General features: G+C 54.1%; 18 protein-coding genes. 11 read left to right on the forward strand and 7 right to left on the reverse strand.

All coding sequences use genetic code 11. The features are described 5' to 3' along the window. Positions 1-60 precede the first annotated feature (60 nt). The 3 genes from mtnN (at position 61) to GZ59_RS16035 (ending at position 2,099) form a co-directional block, all read left to right on the forward strand. Positions 61-759 (forward strand): 5'-methylthioadenosine/S-adenosylhomocysteine nucleosidase, encoded by a 699-nt coding sequence (gene mtnN / locus GZ59_RS16025; protein WP_039293156.1) that lies wholly within the window; start codon positions 61-63, stop codon positions 757-759. Positions 760-762: 3 nt separating this feature from the next. After that, entirely contained in the window at positions 763-1,602 is an 840-nt protein-coding gene (btuF, locus tag GZ59_RS16030) for a vitamin B12 ABC transporter substrate-binding protein BtuF (RefSeq protein ID WP_011094821.1), read from the forward strand. Positions 1,603-1,820: 218 nt separating this feature from the next. Continuing rightward, entirely contained in the window at positions 1,821-2,099 is a 279-nt protein-coding gene (locus GZ59_RS16035; protein ID WP_011094822.1) for a hypothetical protein, read from the forward strand. Between the two features lie 259 nt (positions 2,100-2,358). Here GZ59_RS16035 and erpA read toward each other — a convergent pair whose 3' ends face one another. Next, complete coding sequence (erpA, locus tag GZ59_RS16040; RefSeq protein ID WP_005969047.1) at positions 2,359-2,706, reverse strand: iron-sulfur cluster insertion protein ErpA; 348 nt, start codon at positions 2,704-2,706, stop codon at positions 2,359-2,361. A 267-nt stretch (positions 2,707-2,973) separates the two neighbouring features. On the opposite strand from erpA, the gene hemL reads away from it, so the two are divergent. After that, positions 2,974-4,254 carry a glutamate-1-semialdehyde 2,1-aminomutase gene (gene hemL, locus GZ59_RS16045; RefSeq protein ID WP_039293159.1) on the forward strand — a complete coding sequence of 427 codons (1,281 nt, stop codon included), beginning with the start codon at positions 2,974-2,976 and terminating at the stop codon, positions 4,252-4,254. Positions 4,255-4,331: 77 nt separating this feature from the next. Here the strand turns inward: hemL and GZ59_RS16050 are convergent, their stop codons facing one another. After that, positions 4,332-5,792: an aminotransferase-like domain-containing protein gene (locus GZ59_RS16050; RefSeq protein ID WP_011094824.1), complete on the reverse strand. Its 1,461-nt coding sequence runs from the start codon at positions 5,790-5,792 to the stop codon at positions 4,332-4,334. A gap of 135 nt (positions 5,793-5,927) precedes the next feature. On the opposite strand from GZ59_RS16050, the gene GZ59_RS16055 reads away from it, so the two are divergent. Further along, positions 5,928-6,518 (forward strand): LysE family translocator, encoded by a 591-nt coding sequence (locus GZ59_RS16055; RefSeq protein WP_011094825.1) that lies wholly within the window; start codon positions 5,928-5,930, stop codon positions 6,516-6,518. A 37-nt stretch (positions 6,519-6,555) separates the two neighbouring features. Here GZ59_RS16055 and fhuB read toward each other — a convergent pair whose 3' ends face one another. The 5 genes from fhuB to hrpB all read right to left on the reverse strand — a co-directional run bounded on the left by fhuB (position 6,556) and on the right by hrpB (position 15,679). After that, positions 6,556-8,574 carry a Fe(3+)-hydroxamate ABC transporter permease FhuB gene (fhuB, locus tag GZ59_RS16060; protein ID WP_039293164.1) on the reverse strand — a complete coding sequence of 673 codons (2,019 nt, stop codon included), beginning with the start codon at positions 8,572-8,574 and terminating at the stop codon, positions 6,556-6,558. Next, complete coding sequence (fhuD, locus tag GZ59_RS16065; protein WP_039293166.1) at positions 8,567-9,493, reverse strand: Fe(3+)-hydroxamate ABC transporter substrate-binding protein FhuD; 927 nt, start codon at positions 9,491-9,493, stop codon at positions 8,567-8,569. The genes fhuB and fhuD overlap by 8 nt, the downstream gene beginning before the upstream one ends. A gap of 16 nt (positions 9,494-9,509) precedes the next feature. After that, positions 9,510-10,307 carry a Fe3+-hydroxamate ABC transporter ATP-binding protein FhuC gene (fhuC, locus tag GZ59_RS16070; protein ID WP_011094828.1) on the reverse strand — a complete coding sequence of 266 codons (798 nt, stop codon included), beginning with the start codon at positions 10,305-10,307 and terminating at the stop codon, positions 9,510-9,512. 314 nt (positions 10,308-10,621) lie between these two features. Continuing rightward, positions 10,622-13,096 (reverse strand): bifunctional glycosyl transferase/transpeptidase, encoded by a 2,475-nt coding sequence (gene mrcB, locus GZ59_RS16075; protein ID WP_039293169.1) that lies wholly within the window; start codon positions 13,094-13,096, stop codon positions 10,622-10,624. 102 nt (positions 13,097-13,198) lie between these two features. Next, positions 13,199-15,679, reverse strand: coding sequence for an ATP-dependent helicase HrpB (gene hrpB, locus GZ59_RS16080; protein WP_039295166.1), 2,481 nt, complete (start codon positions 15,677-15,679; stop codon positions 13,199-13,201). 92 nt (positions 15,680-15,771) lie between these two features. Between hrpB and thpR the strand changes: the two genes are divergently transcribed. The 6 genes from thpR (at position 15,772) to folK (ending at position 20,895) form a co-directional block, all read left to right on the forward strand. Beyond that, entirely contained in the window at positions 15,772-16,302 is a 531-nt protein-coding gene (gene thpR, locus GZ59_RS16085; protein WP_039293172.1) for an RNA 2',3'-cyclic phosphodiesterase, read from the forward strand. Positions 16,303-16,322: 20 nt separating this feature from the next. After that, positions 16,323-17,027 carry a DNA/RNA nuclease SfsA gene (sfsA, locus tag GZ59_RS16090; RefSeq protein ID WP_011094832.1) on the forward strand — a complete coding sequence of 235 codons (705 nt, stop codon included), beginning with the start codon at positions 16,323-16,325 and terminating at the stop codon, positions 17,025-17,027. Between the two features lie 268 nt (positions 17,028-17,295). Continuing rightward, positions 17,296-17,751 (forward strand): RNA polymerase-binding protein DksA, encoded by a 456-nt coding sequence (gene dksA, locus GZ59_RS16095; protein ID WP_005969032.1) that lies wholly within the window; start codon positions 17,296-17,298, stop codon positions 17,749-17,751. Positions 17,752-17,878: 127 nt separating this feature from the next. Next, positions 17,879-18,847: a tRNA glutamyl-Q(34) synthetase GluQRS gene (gluQRS, locus tag GZ59_RS16100; protein ID WP_011094833.1), complete on the forward strand. Its 969-nt coding sequence runs from the start codon at positions 17,879-17,881 to the stop codon at positions 18,845-18,847. 138 nt (positions 18,848-18,985) lie between these two features. Next, positions 18,986-20,398 (forward strand): polynucleotide adenylyltransferase PcnB, encoded by a 1,413-nt coding sequence (pcnB, locus tag GZ59_RS16105; protein WP_100675297.1) that lies wholly within the window; start codon positions 18,986-18,988, stop codon positions 20,396-20,398. Beyond that, entirely contained in the window at positions 20,398-20,895 is a 498-nt protein-coding gene (gene folK, locus GZ59_RS16110) for a 2-amino-4-hydroxy-6-hydroxymethyldihydropteridine diphosphokinase (RefSeq protein WP_011094835.1), read from the forward strand. Before pcnB ends, folK begins: the two co-directional genes overlap by 1 nt. Positions 20,896-20,975 lie beyond the last annotated feature (80 nt).

Below are 20,975 nucleotides of genomic sequence, written 5' to 3' on the forward strand. Positions count from 1 at the left end.
CTTCAGTGACCAGCATTAGGTATACATCTTCCATTTATAACAGAATTTACGGGGAACCTTATGAAAGTCGGTATTATCGGCGCGATGGAACAAGAAGTAACGCTGCTACGCGATCGGATTGAAAACCGTCAGACCTTTCAGCGTGCAGGTTGCGAAATCTACACCGGACAAATCAACGGCGTAGAAGTCGCTCTGCTGAAATCCGGTATCGGTAAAGTCTCCGCCGCACTGGGTACCACGCTGCTGCTGGAACATAGTAAGCCGGACGTAGTGATTAATACGGGTTCCGCGGGCGGACTGGCATCCACATTGAACGTCGGTGATATCGTGATTTCTGATGAAGTACGCTACCACGATGCCGACGTCACAGCCTTTGGCTATGAACCCGGCCAGATGGCGGGCTGCCCTGCCGCTTTCCCTGCCGATGAAAAGCTCATCGCGCTGGCGCAGGATGCCATTGACGATTTACAACTGAACGCCGTGCGCGGACTGGTTGTTAGCGGTGACGCCTTCATTAACGGCGCAGAGCCGTTAGCACGCATCCGCACCACCTTCCCGAAAGCAATTGCCGTGGAAATGGAAGCCACCGCGATCGCACATGTCTGCCATCAATTTGGCACACCGTTTGTAGTCGTGCGCGCGATTTCTGATGTGGCCGATAAAGCCTCACACCTGAGTTTTGATGAGTTCCTAAGCGTTGCTGCACAGCAATCAACGCGGATGGTAGAAGCCATTCTGGCCAAGCTGGCTGCCCGCTAATCGATGACCTTCAGGTTCCTCTGCTGGCTGACCGGGCTGCTGCTCTGCACCGCCGCTTATGCCATTCCGCAGCGTGTTATCAGTCTCGCACCACACGCGACGGAAATGGCCTATGCTGCTGGCATGGGCGAACAGCTGATTGCGGTTAGCGCCTGGTCAGATTACCCGCCGGAAGCGAAAAAGCTGGAACAGGTTGCCTCCTGGCAGGGAATCAACCTTGAGCGGATCCTCGCCCTCAAGCCCGATCTTATTCTGGCCTGGCGCGAGGGTAACCCGCAGCGACCGCTGGAACAGCTCGCTAATTTCTCGATTCCCATCGTCTATCTGGATGCAAAAACATTAGACGATATTCCAGCGTCATTGCGACAGTTGGCGACATATAGCCGCCATCCTGAGCAAGCCGAACGGGCCGCGACAGATTTTCAGCAACAAATAGGCGAACTACAGCACGCGGATGAGAAGCATAAGGCGGCACATACAGCGCCATTGCGGGTATTCATTCAATTCGGCACTCAGCCTCTGTTTACCTCTTCAAAAGCGACGCTACAGAGCCAGATCGTTTCACTGTGCGGCGCAGAAAATATCTTTAGTGACAGCACTGTGCCCTGGCCACAGGTAAGCCGTGAACAGGTGTTAAGACGACAGCCGCAGGCCATTATTATTGGCGGTGCGTCAGATAAAATTGCCAATACGCAGGCGTTTTGGCAGCCGCAATTAACGGTTCCGGTTATTACCGTCAATGAGGACTGGTTTAGCCGCAGCGGCCCCCGTTTGCTCTTGGCAGCACAGCAAATTTGTTCTCAATTAGCAGAATTAAAACTCGCGCCTTCATCAGCAAAATGATTGTTAATTAACACCACAGAACCATTTCGATAACAATAGCTTTATTAGTATACAAGTTGTAACACTAGCAGACTTTTATTTCGCCATAATTTGCCGATAATCTGAACATAACGATGGAATCATAGACATCAATAAAGATGTTGATTACCACTCGTAATAAATGAAATTAGAAAATTTTGAACCGGTATCGGTTCCTTTAACACCAGGTAGCTTTAAACATGAAAAATGCGTTGCTTTATGCGGGCTTGCTAATGGCGGCCTGTAGCACGGCATATGCAGGGAGTCAGGGTGGGCAAATTAACGCTCAACTGACGATATTACCGTCGTGTGGCGTAACGCCGCAATCCGGTCAATATCAAATGAACTGTAACGTAGCCTCTGTACCTCAACCTAAAATTACTGAGTCACGTATTCAGGTCGATCAGGCAAAATTTTCATCCTCCGCGACAAAAACGACGCAAGGTATGGAAACACGTTTGATTACGGTCGAATGGTAACCACAGTAAAACACAAGGCGCATTATTCTAATTAACGCTTCTTATGACAGGTTGCTTGTTACTATGCCCTAAATAATTCGAGTTGCATGAAGGCGGCAACCGAGCGAATCCCCAGGAGCTTACACAGGTAAGTGACTGGGGTGAGTAAGGGCAGCCAACGCACAAGCAGCTTGAAGTATGACGGGCATATAAAAAAACCGTGTCTTGGTAATAAGACACGGTTTTTATTTTTTAGTCGGTGAATAACCGCAATACGAGATCAGACGCTGAAAGAGGAACCGCAGCCGCAGGTAGATTTCGCATTCGGATTCGTCACGATGAAGCGGGAACCTTCCAGCCCTTCGGTATAATCTACCGCACCGCCAACCAGATATTGCAAGCTCATCGGATCAACCACCAACGCCACGCCTTGTTTCTCAATGGTCATGTCGCCGTCGTTGATTTGATCGTCAAAGGTAAAACCATACTGGAAACCGCTACAGCCGCCGCCCGTAATATACACGCGCAGTTTCAGCTCTGGGTTCTCTTCATCAGCAATCAGGTTTTTCACCTTGCTTGCCGCCGCATCGGTAAATTGCAGAGGCAGTGCTGCTATATCGTCGCTCATATTTTTACTCCCAACTCAGGGCTTATCAGGTGATAGACCCATATTCATACGCTTATTATCCGGCAGGATTAGAAAACGTTCAAGATTTGACAGCCATACCCTAAATAATCGCCGCATTATGCCGCTTCATATTCCCCCCAGCCAGTACTCTCAGTGGGTATGATGGCGTAAGTTTTCAAGTGAAAACCTGCACAGCGATTTCATAACGGCGGTCAGTTCATTAGAATACCCCTACATTTTACGATCAAGACCAGTCAGGACCGCGTAATGAACAAATCTGAAAGCCTGTATGCTGCGGCACAGCAACTTATTCCCGGCGGGGTGAATTCACCTGTCCGCGCCTTTAACGGCGTCGGCGGCACGCCGTTGTTCATCGAACGGGCAGACGGAGCCTATCTCTACGACGTCGACGAACAGGCGTACATTGATTACGTGGGATCGTGGGGTCCGATGGTACTGGGTCACAATCACCCAGCGATTCGTGATGCAGTCATTGCTGCCGCAGAACGCGGTCTGAGTTTTGGCGCGCCCACCGAAATGGAAGTGCAGATGGCGCGTCTGGTCACCTCGCTGGTGCCTAGCATGGATATGGTGCGGATGGTCAACTCCGGTACAGAAGCCACCATGAGCGCGATCCGTCTGGCGCGTGGCTATACGGGCCGCGATAAAATCATCAAATTTGAAGGCTGCTATCATGGTCACGCCGACTGTCTGCTGGTAAAAGCCGGCTCCGGTGCGCTAACGTTGGGCCAGCCTAACTCTCCCGGCGTTCCGGCCGATTTCGCTCGCCATACACTGACCTGCGTCTATAACGATCTGTCATCAGTACGCACCACGTTTGAACAATACCCTGACGAGATCGCCGCGATTATCGTCGAACCCGTCGCGGGCAACATGAACTGCGTTCCACCGCTGCCAGATTTCCTGCCCGGCCTGCGTGCCCTGTGTGACGAGTTTGGCGCTCTGTTCATCATCGATGAAGTCATGACCGGCTTTCGTGTCGCGCTAGCAGGAGCACAGTCACACTACGGCGTAGTACCGGATCTAACCTGTCTGGGGAAAATCATCGGCGGCGGCATGCCAGTCGGCGCATTCGGCGGTAAGCGTGAAGTTATGCAAGCGCTGGCACCGACCGGACCGGTTTATCAGGCGGGAACGCTGTCTGGCAACCCCATCGCCATGGCCGCAGGCTTTGCCTGTTTGACTGAAGTGGCGAAACCCGGCGTACATGAAAAACTCACCGCGTTGACCAATCAGTTGGCCGATGGCCTGCTGGCTGCCGCGAAAGCCGAAAACATTCCGCTAGTGGTTAATCAGGCGGGCGGCATGTTCGGCCTGTTCTTTACCGATGCCGAGAGCGTCACCTGCTATCAGGATGTGATGAAGTGCGACGTCGAGCGCTTTAAGCGTTTCTTCCACATGATGCTGGAAGAAGGGATTTATCTCGCACCGTCTGCTTTTGAAGCAGGCTTCATGTCGCTGGCGCATACGCCACAAGACATTGAACGCACCATCGAAGCCGCACAGATCTGCTTCTCGCGTCTGTAAACGCGAATTTACTATACGACGGCGTCACTCACTGACGCCGTCGTCTGCACATAAACCAGATTCAGTAGACCCTACAGTTAGCCTTCATTCCCCGGCCCGATACCGCTCATTTCACACGCCAGTGCACCCGCGCGCTTAAGCGCATACGTGTAGCGTTCATCAAACGGGTAGCAGCAAGACAGACGAAGCGCGTGCTTACAGCGGCCGCTCAGCGTGTAGAGTTCGCCGGGCGTGACGCAAATTTTCTCTTGCAGCAGACGATGGAATAACTCAACCCCATCTACACCGCCCGGTAATTCCAGCCAGAAGACGAACCCGCCCTGCGGCTGCGTCGCACGTGTACCCTGTGGAAAATGTCGGGCAATCAGCCCACGCGCCTCATCCATCTGCGCGGCATAGCGGCGACGCAGCGTGCGCAGATGGTGATCGTAACCGCCGGACTCCAGAAACTGCGCCAGCGTTTCCGATAGCAGCGCCGATTCCGCCATTGACGATACTGCTTTCAGCCGTGCCACCTGTGCCCGAAAACGCCCCGACGCCATCCAGCCAATACGAAAATCAGGTGCCAGCGTTTTCGTGAAGCTAGAGCAGTAAATGACCCACCCCTCGCGGTCGAAGGCTTTGACAGTAGGCGACAGCGGCCAGGTAAACTGAAGCTCGCTGTATAGCCCATCCTCAATAAGCGGCACCTGATAGTCGTTCACCAGCTTTGCCAGCCGCTTTTTATCCGCCAGCGTCATGCTACACCCTAACGGATTCTGTGCGTTTGGCATGGCGATAATCGCCTGTAACCGATTTTCTGATAGCAGCAGTTCCAGCGCATCCAGCGAGAGACCACGCTGCGGATCGGTAGGAATCTCCACCGTTTTCAAGCCCAGACTGGCTAGCAGAGGGAAGAGATAAAAATAGGTTGGCGTTTCCAACCCCACACAGTCGCCCGGCTGCGTAACCGTGCGTAGCGCCAGCTGCAGCGCTTCCATGCAGCCGTGAGTGATCGTGATGTCCTCGCGGGTCAATGTCATACCCAAATCCATTGCTCGCCGCGCCACTTCGCGCCGCAGCCGTTCACTGCCCGGCGGCAGCGCATAGCGACCAATCAGTTCAGGCTGTCGCCGCAGCAAGGACGCGGCAATACGGCTGATCTTTTCGGTAGGATAGAAATCGGTATGCTGCGGGCACGCCAGAGATATGTTGGTGTAGTCGGGGTGAGTCTGGGCAGCAAATACGGTATCAATCAGATCCAGTTTTTCACTGCCCGGCACAATCACCTGCGCACGGTGAGGCTTGCTTTCCGTTAGCGACGGCAGACGCCCCCGGACAAAATAGCCGGACTGCGGTCGTGCTTCGATCAAACCGCGATCTTCGAGAATACGCCAGGCATTCAGCACCGTATTCACACTCACCTGATGCGATCCGGCGACACGGCGAATCGACGGCAAGCGGCTTCCCGGCGCTAACGTCCCTTGATGAATGGCCGTTGCGAAGGTTTCCGCGAGCTGTTGATAGAGCGTACTTTCTTGTGAGTCGATGATGGACACAGTTCCCCCGCCAGCCAATGAGTACAGTTAACGATTAATGCATTTTGTACCCATTACAATAATCATTTTGTGTATCTGTAACCATTTATTTTTTCTGCCTACTATAGTGTTCTTCCCCATCATCAGGATAACACCATGCTCGATCCTTCTTTTTTCAGCTACGTCACCGTCATGTCGATCACACCGGGACCGAATAATCTGCTGCTGGCGACGTCAGGCGTCAATTTTGGCCTGCGTCGTACGCTACCGATGCTGATGGGTATTTTAATTGGCTGTGCGCTCCAAACGGCGCTGATGGGCGTGGCATTGGAGCTTTTGCTGAGTTGGATGAGCATGATCCGCCTCCCTCTTACCGTGTTGGGATGCGCCTATCTACTGTGGCTATCGTGGAAAATCGTGCGATCGTCGGCACCAGAATTACAAGGGCGAGTACAGCCGATGACTGTACTGCAAGGAACATTATTTCAGGCGGTGAACCCGAAAGCCTGGCTGATGTCCAGCAACATCGCGCTGCTTTATACCGCCAGCAACGGCATTTTCACCATTATGATCGCCTTTATGGCGCTCAATCTGCCCTGCATTTTAGTCTGGGCGCTACTCGGCGATCGCATCGGCAAACATCTTCAGGAGCCGTGGAAACTGAAAGCCTTCAACGGCATCATGGCGCTTTCTCTGGTGCTCACCACGTTCTGGATGCTGGTCGAAGCCATCAACGTCTCCGGCTAATCACACGGCGTCGGCGAGCTTCCCGCCGACGCTCGCGTTATTTCACCTGCTTGCGCAACAGATAAACAAAGTAAGGCGCACCGATAAACGTCGCGAGCAACCCTGCCGGAATCTGCGCCGGAAAGAGGATCATTCGACCAAACCAATCCGCAATTACCATCAGTGCTCCACCAATCAACGCAGAGCTGGCGATTTGTGGCAACACACGACTAAAGCCCAGCATCCGCGCCATATGTGGTGCCATGAGACCCACAAAACTCATCGGCCCAACCATCATAGTTGCCATTGCGGTCAGCACCGAGGCCAGCAGCAAAACCAGCAGGCGAACCGGCGTGACGGCCACACCAAGCGATCTGGCGGTTGTCGTACCAAGCGGCAGAATACGCAGCCAACGCTGACAGAACGGGACGATCAACAGCAACAGAACGGCGATCGCCGCCGTACGTATCGCGTCTACAGGTTCGACCGCATAGGTTGATCCCGACAGCCAGGTCAGCACCGTGCTCATACGTGGATCGCCACTGGCTAACAGCAGCGCGATCACCGTGGAAAACGCCATACTCAGCGCGATCCCCGCCAGCAGCATGCGCTGCGTGGAGAAACCGCCTCGTCCGGCGATAATCACCATGACCAACAACGTCAATGCCGCGCCCGCGCTACCGGCTGGAAGCAACCATACAAAAGCATTGCCGGGAATGAAGAACAGCAAAATAATGACGCCAAACGATGCGCCAGAGCTAATCCCCAGAACCTCCGGGCTTCCCATCGGGTTACCCGTCAATTTTTGGATTAGCGTTCCCGCCACCGCCAGTATCACCCCAGCAGTTAGCGCCGCCAGAACCCGAGGCCAGCGCCATGAAAGCAATTGCGCTAATACATCACCACCGCCCCACTGCCAGCCTTCCGCATCTTTTCCCAACATCAGTGCCATGAGAACGACCATTCCCAGCAGCATGATGCCGAGCACCAGCCACCTTCCCCACAGGCTACGTTCGAGCGTCGGCGTGCTATTACTGTCGACCAGCGCGTGTTGACCGCTATTACGCAGGCGCGGCAGCAGCCAGAGTAGCAGCGGCGCGCCAATCAACGCCGTCGCCGCGCCCGTTGGTACGTCAAGCCACACCCGACTCAGCCAGATAACCCCCTGATCGGTGACGCCTAGCAGCAGCGCCCCCAATAACGGTGCTAATAAGAGGCGGTGGAATAAGCGCCGCGCACCCAGCATTTTCGCCAGCAGCGGCGCAAACAGGCCGATAAAACCGATAATGCCCGCCGCGTTCACCAATTGCGCACACAGGAAAATACCCAAGCCAAGCGCGCTCAGACGCGCCAGCGACAGCCCAAGTCCCAGATTACGCGCAACGCCGTCATCCAGTCCCAACAGCGTTAACGGACGAATCAGAAGCAGCGCCAGACAGAAACACACCAAAAGGCGCGGGAGAACAAACTGCACATTGCTCCAGTCCTGCTGGTTCAGCACGCCGCTGCTCCACAGGAACAACCCCTGAAGCTGTTCATGATGGAAGAGCACCAGCAGTTGATTGACCGCGCTACAGTAGAAACTCAGCACCAGCCCCGCAAGTATCAGCGTCACTGGTGATAATCGCTTGCCCCAGGCAACGCCAAACACCAGTGCGCCAACCACTAGCGCACCGATCATCGCAGCGGCCTGCTGGATCCATTCGCCGCCGGGCAGCGCCCACAGCGTTACCACTGTGATGCCTAGCTGTGCGCCTGTGGCGATCCCCAGCGTTGACGGCTCAGCCAGCGGATTACGCAAGACCTGCTGGAACAGCACGCCACACAACCCCAGCCCTGCACCAATCAGCGGTGCCAGCGCCATGCGCGGTAACAGGCTGTAGTGGAACAGAAGCTGCTGCATATTATTCAAGGCGGGTTGTGTCAGCGCCTCAAACCACTGTGACACAGGCAATTGCTGCTGCAAATTGTAGCTACCCATCCCCAGAATCACGAACAGCAGAAAACCAATTAAAACAATGGGAAGTACCAACGGGTGCACGGCACGCTTGTGCGCGATAGACAAAGAATTAGGCATGATTTCTCGCCTCCAATGCCTGATTCAATATGCGGCAAAAGCGCATCGCCGAGAGCGTTCCACCATACAGCCAAACGGCAGGCACACGCTGTAAACGCTGTTGACGCACAAATGGCATGGCCTGCCAGAGCGGATTATTATCAAGCTGCGCGCTGATGGCGCTATCGCCATGTTCGAAGCAGAGCACATTGGCATCACCGATTTCCACCAGACGTTCAATGCCCACAATCGTACTGCCCCAGAAGCTGGTTTCACCCTGCCAGGCATTCTCTATCCCGACATGATCCATCACTTCCTGAAAAAGACTGTTCTTGGCGATGATCAGTACATGACGGCTATCGATCAGCGTGATGAGCAACAGCGGCCGCTCCGTGTAAGGCTGAAGCGTGATCTTTTCCTGCTGGAGAAACTGCGCCAACTCCGTCAGATGCCGTTCTCCGGCCGCCTTCATATTTAGCGCATCAGCCAGTTTCATCACTGAGGTCTGTGCCGATGTGAGCGGTTTTCCCTGTTCGCTGCTGAAGCCAAAGCCCAGCAACGGAGAGATACGTGACATTTTCGCGACCGAAGGACCGTAACCTTCAGAATAAAGAATCATGGACGGGCGAATCTGCGTCAGCAATTCAAGATTAGGCTCGGTACGCAGTCCCACATCAATCACCGAGTCTGGCAGCGCGGGCTCTTTTACCCACAGATTGTAATTGTGCTTATCGGCAATCGCGAAGGGCGTGATGCCCAGCGCCAGAAGCAGTTCAACAGGCAACCATTCCAGCGCCACAATACGGTTTAGATCAGGAAAAGCGCTTGTCCCTCCCCTGCTCGCCGCCGAATAAACCAGCGGTGACAGCAGTAGCGCCGTCAGTAAACGACGTCGTAGCGGATCGGGAGAACGCGGGGAAGAAAAAAATTCAGGCATCATTAGCAGGTAAACCGAGTTAACAAACGAAGCTGACCGGTGCGCCACCAGCCGGATGAGGCAGAATGCCCATGGGAATGCCGTAGATATTTTCCAGCACGTCCCCTTGCATCAGCGCAACAGGCTCACCCTGCGCAATCATTTTACCGCCGCGCAATGCCACCAGATGATCGCAGTAGCGGGCAGCCATATTGATATCATGCAACACCGCAATCACGGTGATGCCACGCTCGTGGCTCATGCGCTGAATCAGCGCCAGAACCTCAACCTGATGCGCAATATCCAGCGCGGAAGTCGGTTCATCCAGCAACAGGCAGCGGCTATCCTGCGCCACGGTCATCGCCAGCCAGGCTCGCTGCCGTTCACCGCCGGACAGGCTATCCACCAAACGATTAGCAAACGGCTTTAATCCCACCAGCGTGATGGCTTCTTCGACCTTTTCCCGATCGGCGCTACCGAAACGGCCTAATGCACCATGCCACGGATAGCGCCCCACGGCGACTAGCTCGCGCACGGTCATCCCTTCGGCGGCAGGAAGCTGCTGCGGTAAATAGGCAACCTGACGGGCGAACAATTTGCTGTCCCAGCTTCCTGTCGACTGTTCTCCCAACAGCGCGGTACCGCTGCTGGCAGGCTGATGACGACCCAGAATTTTCAGCAATGTCGATTTTCCTGAGCCGTTGTGGCCAATCAGACCACACACTTTCCCCACAGGAAACGTGATAGATAGCGGATGTAGCAGCGTGCGCCCGGCGACGGAAAAGCTGACGTCATCCAGTCTGAAGGTGGTATCAGGCAGTACAGTTTGATTTTGCATAGTGCTTTTGATTTTTAATGTCACGGACGGAAAGGGGTATTAGCGGCGATCGCTATTCCCGTAACTATCGAACCAGACCCATAACGATCAAGCTAAAAGAGAACGATAATGATTACGATAAAGGCAGCATGATAGGCGCAACGGAATGCCAATCGCAAGACTTTTACCTGTCAACGCTGGAATGGTATAGCAAGAAAAACGACATCTGAAAGGGTGTGACGGTTATCTAAAAATGACAGAGCCTAAAAATGGCAATCACCCACAAATAACCGTCACAAAAGACACCCCCCGGATTAACCGGGGGCTGTGAGAGATTATTGACCAAACATTTCTTTGATCCAGCCAGCGACACCTTCACCGTTTTGCTGGTCCTGCTGCGCTGAAGGCTGCGGCTGGCTAGCCTGACACAATGCCTGAGGGTTATCCGTCCAGACTGGCAATACGCGTCCGGCGCTGCTGCCGTTGCAGACAAAGTTGCCGCTAGCATCCACCGTCATGGTCGTTATGCCTTCCGGCGGCGTCAGCATCAACGGCAGTGGCGTTTGGTTTTCCAGATAGCGGCGATAAATCGTCAGTGCACCGTTCGCCCCGGTCAGTTTAGCCGGGCCGTTGTTATCACGTCCTACCCAGCTAATCGCCACTTCTTTACCATCAATCCCAGCAAACCAGCTATCACGCAGGTCATTGGTGGTACCGGTTTTGGCTGCCAGATGATAATTCGGGAATTTCACCGCCAGTGACCGTGACGTACCACGTTCGACCACCTGCTGCATACCGTATAGCGTCAGATAGGCCGCCTGTGCCGGAACCGCTCGTTCAGCCTGCGGGAAGCTCTGATACAGCATAGTGCCATCTTCCGCAATCACCGAACGCAGTGAGGAAAGTGGAGCACGATTGCCGCCGCTGGCGATCGTCTGGTATTCCTGCGCCACTTCCATCGGCGTTAGACTGATCGCCCCCAACAGCATCGCCGGTACAGTCTGAATCACGTTTTCGGGGATACCTAAACGCTTCAACGTTGCCGTGACCTGATCCAGCCCCACGGCCATCCCCAGATTGACGGTCGGGACGTTCAGCGAGTTTGCCAACGCATCGACTAACATGACGCGGCCACGGAATTCACGATCGTAGTTCTTCGGCTGCCACACTTGTCCGTTAGGTTGCTTGAGCGACAGTGGCTCATCCGCCAGCAAAGTATTCAGACGATAGGTATCCGGCTGGCTCAACGCCGTCAGGTAGGTCGGCGGCTTCGCCAGCGATCCGACAGGACGACGCGCCTGTAGCGCACGGTTAAACCCAGCGTACTGTGTTTGAGCACCGCCAACCATCGCGCGGACTTCGCCACTGAAACGATCGACAATCACCATTGCCGCTTCAAGATCGCTGACGTTACGGCCTGCACGCAGTGCCGGTATACCGACCTCCACCGCTCTTTCCGCTGCATCCTGCGAGACGGGATCGAGCGTGGTAAAGACCTTCACGCCGGAGAGATCGTTAACCTTGTCGCCAAGCCGCTGTTGCAGTTCTTGACGCACCATCTGCATAAATGCCGGTTGAGGGCTGATTACGCCGCCTTTCGGCTGCACGCCCAGCGGACGCGCACTCAGCATGTTGTACAGATCGGCATCAATCACCTGTTGATTCTGCAACAAGCGCAGCACCAGATTGCGTCGCTCTAACGTAATATCTGGGTTACGCCACGGGTTATACAGCGATGCACCTTTCACCATCCCCACCAGCAGCGCCTGCTGATCGAGACTCAGTTCATTCACCGGACGACCAAAGTAATACAGGCTGGCAAGCGGGAAACCACGGATCTGATCGTTACCGCTCTGACCGAGGTACACCTCATTCAGATACAGTTCAAGGATACGATCCTTGCTGTAGCGATAATCCATGATCAGCGCCATATAGGCTTCGTTGGCTTTACGCCACAGCGAACGTTCGTTAGTCAGGAATAGGTTCTTCACCAGCTGCTGCGTCAGCGTACTGCCGCCCTGTACTGCACGTCCCGCCGTAATGTTCGCTAAAAACGCACGACCAATGGAGTACAGGCTGATGCCATCGTGTTCATAGAAATGGCGGTCTTCGGTCGCCACTAAGGTATCCACTAACAGATCGGGGAAACCGGCACGTGGCACGAACAAACGCTGTTCGCCATTCGGCGACTGCATCATGGTGATCAGTTTCGGATCGAGACGGAAAAAGCCGAAGTTACGCTGATTGTCCAGATTCTGGATCTGCGACAGGCGATCGTTGGCAAAGGTCAGGCGCGCCTGAATTTGCCCTTCTTTCCCATCAGGGAAATCAAACGGACGGCGCAGCATATCGATGCTGTTACCACGCACGCTGAATTCACCCGGACGGGTAATACGGCTCACCTGACGGTATTGCATACCTTCCAACAGGCTAATCATCTCTTTCTGGCTATAGGCCATGCCAGGCTCGAGGTTGACCATGCGGCCATAGACGGCGGCAGGCAACTGCCAGACTTTACCTTCGATACGGCTGCGGATCTGGCTGTCGAGATAGACGCCATAGATCGCCATCGCCACAGCAAAGATCAGGAACAGCTTGATCGCCAGCCCCAGCCAGCGCCGTCTTCTCTGCGATTTCCGCGTCATGGTGTCATCGCCGTCATCATCATCGTCGTCATAGTCGTCCTGATAATCGTCATAGTCATCATCATAGTCGTCATCCCTGCGACGTCGTATGGCCTGTTTGCGTTCAGGCTTACGTTTTGGCGCTTTCCCTTTACGTCCGATAGGTTCGCGGTCATCCTGAGACATTACAATAACTTCTCCATCAGGTTGTTCACGGCTATCTGCTCTGCGCTCAAGCCGCCTACTCTGTTTCCAGCTCCTTTTTTGGGAAAGCGGAAACGTCTGAAATTAGTGATTCTGATATTTTTTGGTACGTCTCGTTGGAGCCGTATTTGCCGGATCGTCCGGCCAGATATGCTTGGGGTAACGCCCCTTCATCTCTTTTTGCACCTCACGGTACGTGCCTTGCCAAAACGCCGCTAAATCTCGCGTAATCTGTAGTGGACGCTGTGCTGGCGATAAAAGTTCCAACACCAGCGCCACACGGCCTTCCGCCAGAAGCGGACTCTTCTGCTCGCCGAACATCTCCTGCATCCGTACCGACAGCACCGGTGGCTTATCGTCATAATAAGCGATAGGCAAGCGACTGCCGCCAGGTGCCGTATAATGCGTAGGCAATGCGCTATCCAGCCGCTGGCGCAGCGACCAGTCCAACCGTCGCAGCAGCGCATCGCTCAAATTAATCTGGTGCAGCGCACGTAAATCCCGCACGCCGGACAGCGACGGCTGTAACCAGATATCCAGCGTCGCCAGCAGTGTGTCGTCATCCACTCGCGGCCAGTCAACCTCATTCAACCACTGGTGAGCACACTGTAGGCGAGCGCGTAACTGTAACGCTGCAGCGTCCCAGTTTAATGCCTTGAGCCCCTGCTCCCGAATCCAGGATAACATCGCCTGCTGCAATACCTCATCGGAAGGCTTGTTCAACGGGCGCCTCCGCAGAATCAGGCAACCTATCTGGTCGCGCTGGCTGGCGCGCAGAGTACCCTTTTCTTCGTCCCAGTGCACCACGTTACGCTCATTTATTAATCCAGGCAGTCGCCGTTCCAGCCGCTCAATATCCAGCGGCAACGCCAGCAGGATTCGCGCATCTGCGCTCTGCTTGTTTTGCATTAATCGATCGTTTTGTAATAGCGCGGGTGCCAGCAGCCACTCGTTACCTGACAACGCTTCATCAGCCGACATCATCGCGCCGCTACCGTTAGCGAGCTGGTAACGTCCATCCTGACTGCGCCGCCGGGCGATACGATCAGGGAAAGCCTGTGCCAGCAGCCAATCGGCTTCGCCGCTATCAATATGACCAAAATCAGCAATATGTCCCGAAGCCGTCGATAAACGGCGCGTCAGCTGTTTCGCTCGCCGCAGCCAGTGCGGTAATGGACGATGCAGCCAGTCAGCCAGATTGATCGATCCGCTACGCGGCGGCTCTTCGAGTATCGCCGCCAGACATCCAGCGGTCGCCAACGCCTCTGCACTCTGCTGTGACGCGGCATACAGCATCGTCGCCAGTCGGGCATCGCAGCCGAGTGCTGCGATTTTCCGACCCTCGGCGGTCAACCGACCTTGGTCATCGGTAATACCAAGCTGGCATAGTAGTTGTCGTGCGGCATAAAGCGCGGGGGCGGGGGGCGTATCCAGCCAGGTTAACTGCGCCACATCGGTACAGCCCCACTGTAATAAATCCAGCCAGACGCTGCTTAAATCGCTATTCAGTATCTCGGCTTCGCTTTGAGCCGCCGCACGTTCTGCCTGTTCGCGAGAGCACAAGTGCCAGCAAATACCGGGGCTTAAACGCCCCGCACGCCCCGCACGCTGCACCATTGAGGCCTGACTGATTCGTTGCGTCACCAGCCGAGTTACGCCGCTTTTCACATCGAAGCTCGCTACGCGTTCAAGGCCGCTGTCCATCACCAGTCGAATCCCTTCAATTGTCAGACTGGTTTCAGCTATGTTGGTGGCTAACACCACCTTGCGACGGCCCCGCTCCGCAGGCAGAATGGCCTTTTGCTGTTCCGCCAGCGTCAGTGCGCCATATAAAGGACAAAGGTCGGTCTCGCTCGACACGCTATTTTCCAGCAGTGCCTGCACGCGGCGAATTTCAGCCACACCGGGCAAAAACAACAGCAGCGAACCAGCCTCTTCATTGAGCAAACGTCGCACCTGTCGCGCAACGCCTTCTTCAAAGCGATCCTGGCTATTTAGCGGTGCATAACACCGTTCTACTGGATAGCTGCGACCTTCGGAAACCACGCAGATGGCTTCCGGCAATAGCGCTGATAGCCGCGCATTGTCGAGCGTCGCAGACATAATCAGCAGCGTTAAATCGTCACGCAGCCCCTGTTGCACATCCAGCAGCAGCGCCAATGCCAAATCGGCCTGCACGCTGCGTTCATGAAATTCATCAAGGATGATCAGCCCTACGCCTTGCAGTTCCGCATCCTGTTGCAGTAAACGGGTCAACATCCCTTCGGTGACGACTTCCAGCTTCGTTGCTGCACTCACGCGGCTTTCCGACCGCATGCGATAACCTATCGTTTGACCTAGCTCTTCACCCAACTGTTGCGCCAAACGCCAGGCAACACTCTTCGCCGCCAAACGGCGTGGCTCCAGCATGATGATGCGCCCATTCACGTTGCCCTGTTGCAGCAATTGCAACGGTAGCCAGGTTGATTTCCCCGCCCCCGTTGGGGCATTGAGCAGCACCTGAGGCGCGGTATGTAGCGCCGTTATCACATCATCCAACACGGCGCTAACGGGCGGTAAAATCACAGACATCTCCGTATAAGGTTAACTTTCAGCGGCGAGCATTGTAGCATCTGGATGAATGTAGCATCGGATGGAATCAGAACAGAGAGATCGCCATGTCAGCCACCCGCCGCCTGTTTTTTGCCTTATCACTGCCGGAAACCACACAGCAAGAGATTATCCGCTGGCGTGCCGAACATTTCCCACTGGAAGCAGGCCGTCCAGTGGCTGCGGCCAACCTTCATCTGACGCTGGCTTTTTTAGGCGATGTGAGTGAGCAAAAGGCGCAAGTCTTACAGACCTTAGCAAGCCGCATTCGTCAGCCCGCGTTTACCCTCACGCTGAATGACGCAGGACACTGGCCGCGGCCCGGTGTTGTCTGGCTGGGCTGCCGCCGTGCACCGCGTGGATTGCTACAGCTCGCGGAACTATTGCGCTCTCAGGCGGCGCGCAACGGCTGCTATCAAACAGCATTACCTTTTCACCCACATATTACGTTATTGCGCGGCGCGACTCGTCCCGTGGCGATTCCCCCCGCTACGTTCAGTTGGCAGGCCGACATGACACACTTTTCCCTTTATCAGTCACTTTTCGACAACGGTAAAACCCGCTATCAAAAGCTGGAAAGTTGGTCATTTATTAAATAGACGGTTAGAACAGGATACTTATGGACTATACCCCACGTTTACAGCCCGCCCGGTTGATTAAACGTTACAAACGCTTTTTGGCCGATGTCGTAACGCCGGAAGGCGAGACGCTCACGCTGCACTGTGCCAATACGGGTGCAATGACGGGCTGTGCTACGCCCGGTGATACCGTCTGGTATTCAACGTCCGATAACCCTAAACGCAAGTATCCACAAAGTTGGGAACTGACTGAAACGCAACAAAATCACTGGATTTGTGTCAATACTCTGCGTGCCAACACATTATTGTACGAAGCCTTATTGGAAAATCGCATAGAAGAGCTGGCGGGCTATTCGGACATAAAAACAGAAGTGAAATACGGTACGGAAAACAGCCGAATAGACCTGCTTTTACAGGCGCCGGACAGGATTGACTGCTATATTGAGGTGAAATCCGTCACATTATTGCAACATGAATGTGGTTACTTTCCCGATGCGGTTACACTCAGAGGGCAAAAGCATCTGCGTGAGCTGCAACAAATGGTTTCCAATGGAAAACGCGCGGTTCTTTTTTTCGCCGTTCTCCATTCAGGGATCCAGCAGGTTTCTCCCGCTCGGCATATTGACTCACGCTATGCGGAATTATTTATCGAAGCGCAACAGGCAGGGGTTGAAATTTTATGTTACGGCTCCACATTATGCCCTGACGGTATTAAATTGACGAATAAGCTACCGTTGTTGGGATGAAGCACAAGCATTACATAACACGCCGAACGTACCACCAAAGGCGTAACACATTGTTTATTATTTAATGTATGCAGGTTGTTCGTGACACTTTATCAGGCCGGTGTCAGGAAGCATTGCCAACCCCATCTTCATCTGCTATTTATAGCGGCCTGTTTTTTCCCCCCTTTGGGGGCCGATATACCCAGATAGCTGAAGTTCTGGCCAACAACGCCGCAACTTCACTGCATAAAAGGGTATTATGCGTGTCGTGTTATGTAGGAGAAGCAACATGCAAGAAGGGCAAAATCGTAAGACATCTTCTCTGAGCATTCTCGCAATTGCCGGAGTAGAGCCGTACCAAGAGAAGCCGGGCGAAGAGTATATGAACGACGCTCAGCTGGCTCATTTCAAGCGTATTCTTGAAGCATGGCGCAACCAACTCATGGATGAAGTGGACCGGACTGTATCGCACATGCGCGATGAAGCCGCTAATTTTCCCGATCCCGTGGATCGCGCAGCGCAGGAAGAAGAGTTCAGTCTCGAACTGCGTAACCGTGACCGTGAGCGCAAGTTGATCAAGAAAATCGCCAAAACCCTGGTGAAAATCGAAGATGAGGATTTCGGATTCTGTGAATCCTGTGGCGTCGAGATTGGCATCCGCCGTCTGGAAGCTCGTCCGACTGCCGATCTGTGTATCGACTGCAAAACGCTGGCAGAGATACGCGAAAAGCAAATGGCGGGATAATTCTCCTGTCCAGAATCGGCTCCTGCCACTCGCAGGGGCCGTCTTCGGATAATTTACCGCTGATGAATGACATTCATCACTCTATCTTCTGTCTGGATAAATGCTGACGAGATAGCACCAACCTATTATGTCTGTGACCGATTGTTTTACCCAAATTAATAGTTTTACCCAAATTAATCATTTTACCGAAACTCATCGTTATGTCGGGCGTTTTGCTCCCTCTCCCTCTGGTGACCTGCATTTTGGCTCACTGATCGCTGCACTAGGTAGTTATCTTCAGGCTCGTTCCCAACAAGGGCGCTGGCTGGTACGCATTGAAGACATCGATCCTCCACGGGAAATTCCCGGGGCTGCTTCCCGCATACTCGCACAGTTAGAACACTACGGCCTGTACTGGGACGGCGATGTGGTTTATCAGTCACAGCACCATGCGCGTTACCGCGAAATTCTTCAGCAGCTTCAACAACAGGGAATGAGCTATTACTGCACCTGTACGCGTAGCCGTATTCAGCAGTTGGGTGGGCGCTATGACGGCTATTGCCGAACGCGCAACCTGTCAGCCGACAACGCCGCGCAACGCCTGCGACAGACGACACCAGTATTTCACTTTCACGATAAATTGCGAGGCAACCTGTATGCCGACAAGACCCTCGCTCAGGAGGATTTTATTATCCACCGTCGCGACGGGCTGTTTGCCTATAATCTGGCCGTCGTCATCGACGATAACGATCAGGGTATTACGGAGATCGTGCGCGGCGCCGATCTTATCGAACCGACAGTTCGGCAAATTTCGCTCTATCAACAGTTGGATTATGCAATTCCCACTTATGTCCACCTGCCGCTGGTTCTGAACACCGAGGGAAATAAGCTTTCCAAACAGAATCACGCACCCGCACTGCCGGACAGCGATCCACGTCCCGTGCTGCTTGCTGCGCTGCAATTTTTAAATCAACCACTGCCGGAAAATGGCCAAGAGATGACGCTTTCAGCGCTTCTGGCATGGTCCGTCGCACATTGGTCCCTTAATATCGTCCCGTTACAGGCGGCAATAAACACATCCACGTTCACATCGGCATTCTCAAAGGGGCCTTGGTGAGCTATGATTAGCCGCTATTTTTAGTGACGCGCATCCTTAACCGTCACTTTTGCAGGCCGCCGCCGGGGCGATATCAAAGACGCCTTCCGGAAGTTTTTTACTGTGCCGTTGATTTATCCATCACTATCGAGGTGTATTATCTTTTCCCGAGTTGCTAATTTTTGTCGTAAAGTACTGAATCGTGAGAACGAAATGGTCCAATCAGAGGAACCGCGTCAGCATCTGACGGTAATCCCGCGTGACCAACATACTATTTCACGCAGTGACATCAGCGATAATGCGCTGAAAGTACTTTATCGCCTGAACAAAGCGGGCTACGAAGCTTATCTGGTTGGCGGCGGCGTACGCGATCTGCTGCTGGGTAAAAAGCCGAAGGATTTTGATATCACCACTAACGCCACGCCCGATCAGGTGCGCAAGTTATTCCGCAACTGTCGTTTGGTAGGGCGTCGTTTCCGTCTCGCACATATTATGTTCGGGCCCGAGGTGATTGAAGTTGCTACATTCCGCGGTCACCATGAACAGCATCAGGAACAGCAAGAAGCCAAAAACTCTTCTCAGCAGGCTCAGAGCGGCATGCTGCTGCGCGACAACATTTTCGGATCGGTTGAAGAAGACGCCCAACGCCGCGATTTTTCTATCAATAGCCTCTATTACAGTATTTCTGATTTCAGCGTACGCGATTATACCAATGGCCTGAACGATCTCCGCCAGGGTGTCATTCGCATGATTGGCGATCCTGAAACGCGCTACCGTGAAGATCCGGTGCGTATGCTGCGTGCCGTCCGTTTCGCTGCCAAGTTGAACATGACCGTCAGCCCGGAAACCGCCGAACCGATTCCTCGTCTGGCCGCGCTGCTGCATGATATTCCTGCGGCGCGGATGTTTGAGGAATCGCTGAAGCTGCTTCAGTCAGGCTATGGCTACCCAACGTATAAAATGCTGTGTGAATACCAGCTGTTCCAGCCGCTTTTCCCACTGCTGAGCCGCCATTTCACACCAAACAGCGATTCCACGCTGGAACGCATGGTTGCACAAGTGCTGAAAAACACCGATCAGCGTCTGCAAAACGATATGCGGGTGAATCCGGCATTTTTGTTCTCCGCCATGCTGTGGTATCCGCTGATTGAACATGCGCAAAAGCTGGCACAGGAAAGTGGTCTGGCCTACTTAGATGCGTTCGCGCTGGCAATGAACGATGTGCTGGACGAACAATGCCGTTCTCTGGCGATCCCTAAGCGTATTACCTCTTTAGTCCGCGATATCTGGCAACTGCAAATGCGCCTGTCTCGTCGTCAGGGTAAACGCGCTTATAAACTGATGGAGCATCCTAAATTCCGCGCCGCGTATGACCTTCTTTGCCTGCGCGCCGAGATTGAAAACCATCAGGAGCTGCTGCGTCTGGCTCAGTGGTGGGGAGAATTCCAAGTTGCGGCCCCGCCGCGTCAGCAAAATATGCTTAAATCGCTGGATGATGGCCCGACACCACATCGTCGCTCCCGCCCTCGTCGACCGCGTAAACCTACGACAGCACGCAGGGATCAACCCTGATGACACGCGTGTATCTGGCGCTGGGCAGCAATCTTGCCCAGCCTTTGCAACAGGTACGCGCCGCACTGGCTGCGCTGGATGCGATTCTACAGACTCGCGTCATTCGCTGTTCCTCGTTTTATCGTAGTCGCCCGCTCGGCCCGCAGGATCAACCGGATTATCTTAATGCCGTCGTTGAGTTGGAAACTACATTAGCCGCCGAGTCGTTGCTCGATTGCACACAGGCTATCGAGCTGGAACAAGGTCGCGAACGTAAGGCGCACCGCTGGGGTCCGCGCACGTTGGATTTGGACATTCTGCTGTTCGGTGATGCCATCATCCAGACAGAACGCCTGACGGTGCCGCATTACGACATGAAAAATCGTGAGTTCATGCTCTATCCGCTCGTAGAAATCGCCCCTGAACTGACGTTCCCCGACGGCGAAACACTCACTCAACGGTTAACCGATGTCGACCGCAATGGTCTGACATTGTGGGACAACAGCAATCCCGCCTAAGCCATATTAAAGCCTGCCTACAAGCAGATTGAAGCATGGCGGGTATATCGCTACACGTCGGCTTACATTAGAATGTTCCC

Source organism: Pectobacterium atrosepticum (assembly GCF_000740965.1).
In the GTDB taxonomy this organism is placed as follows: Bacteria; Pseudomonadota; Gammaproteobacteria; order Enterobacterales; family Enterobacteriaceae; genus Pectobacterium; species Pectobacterium atrosepticum.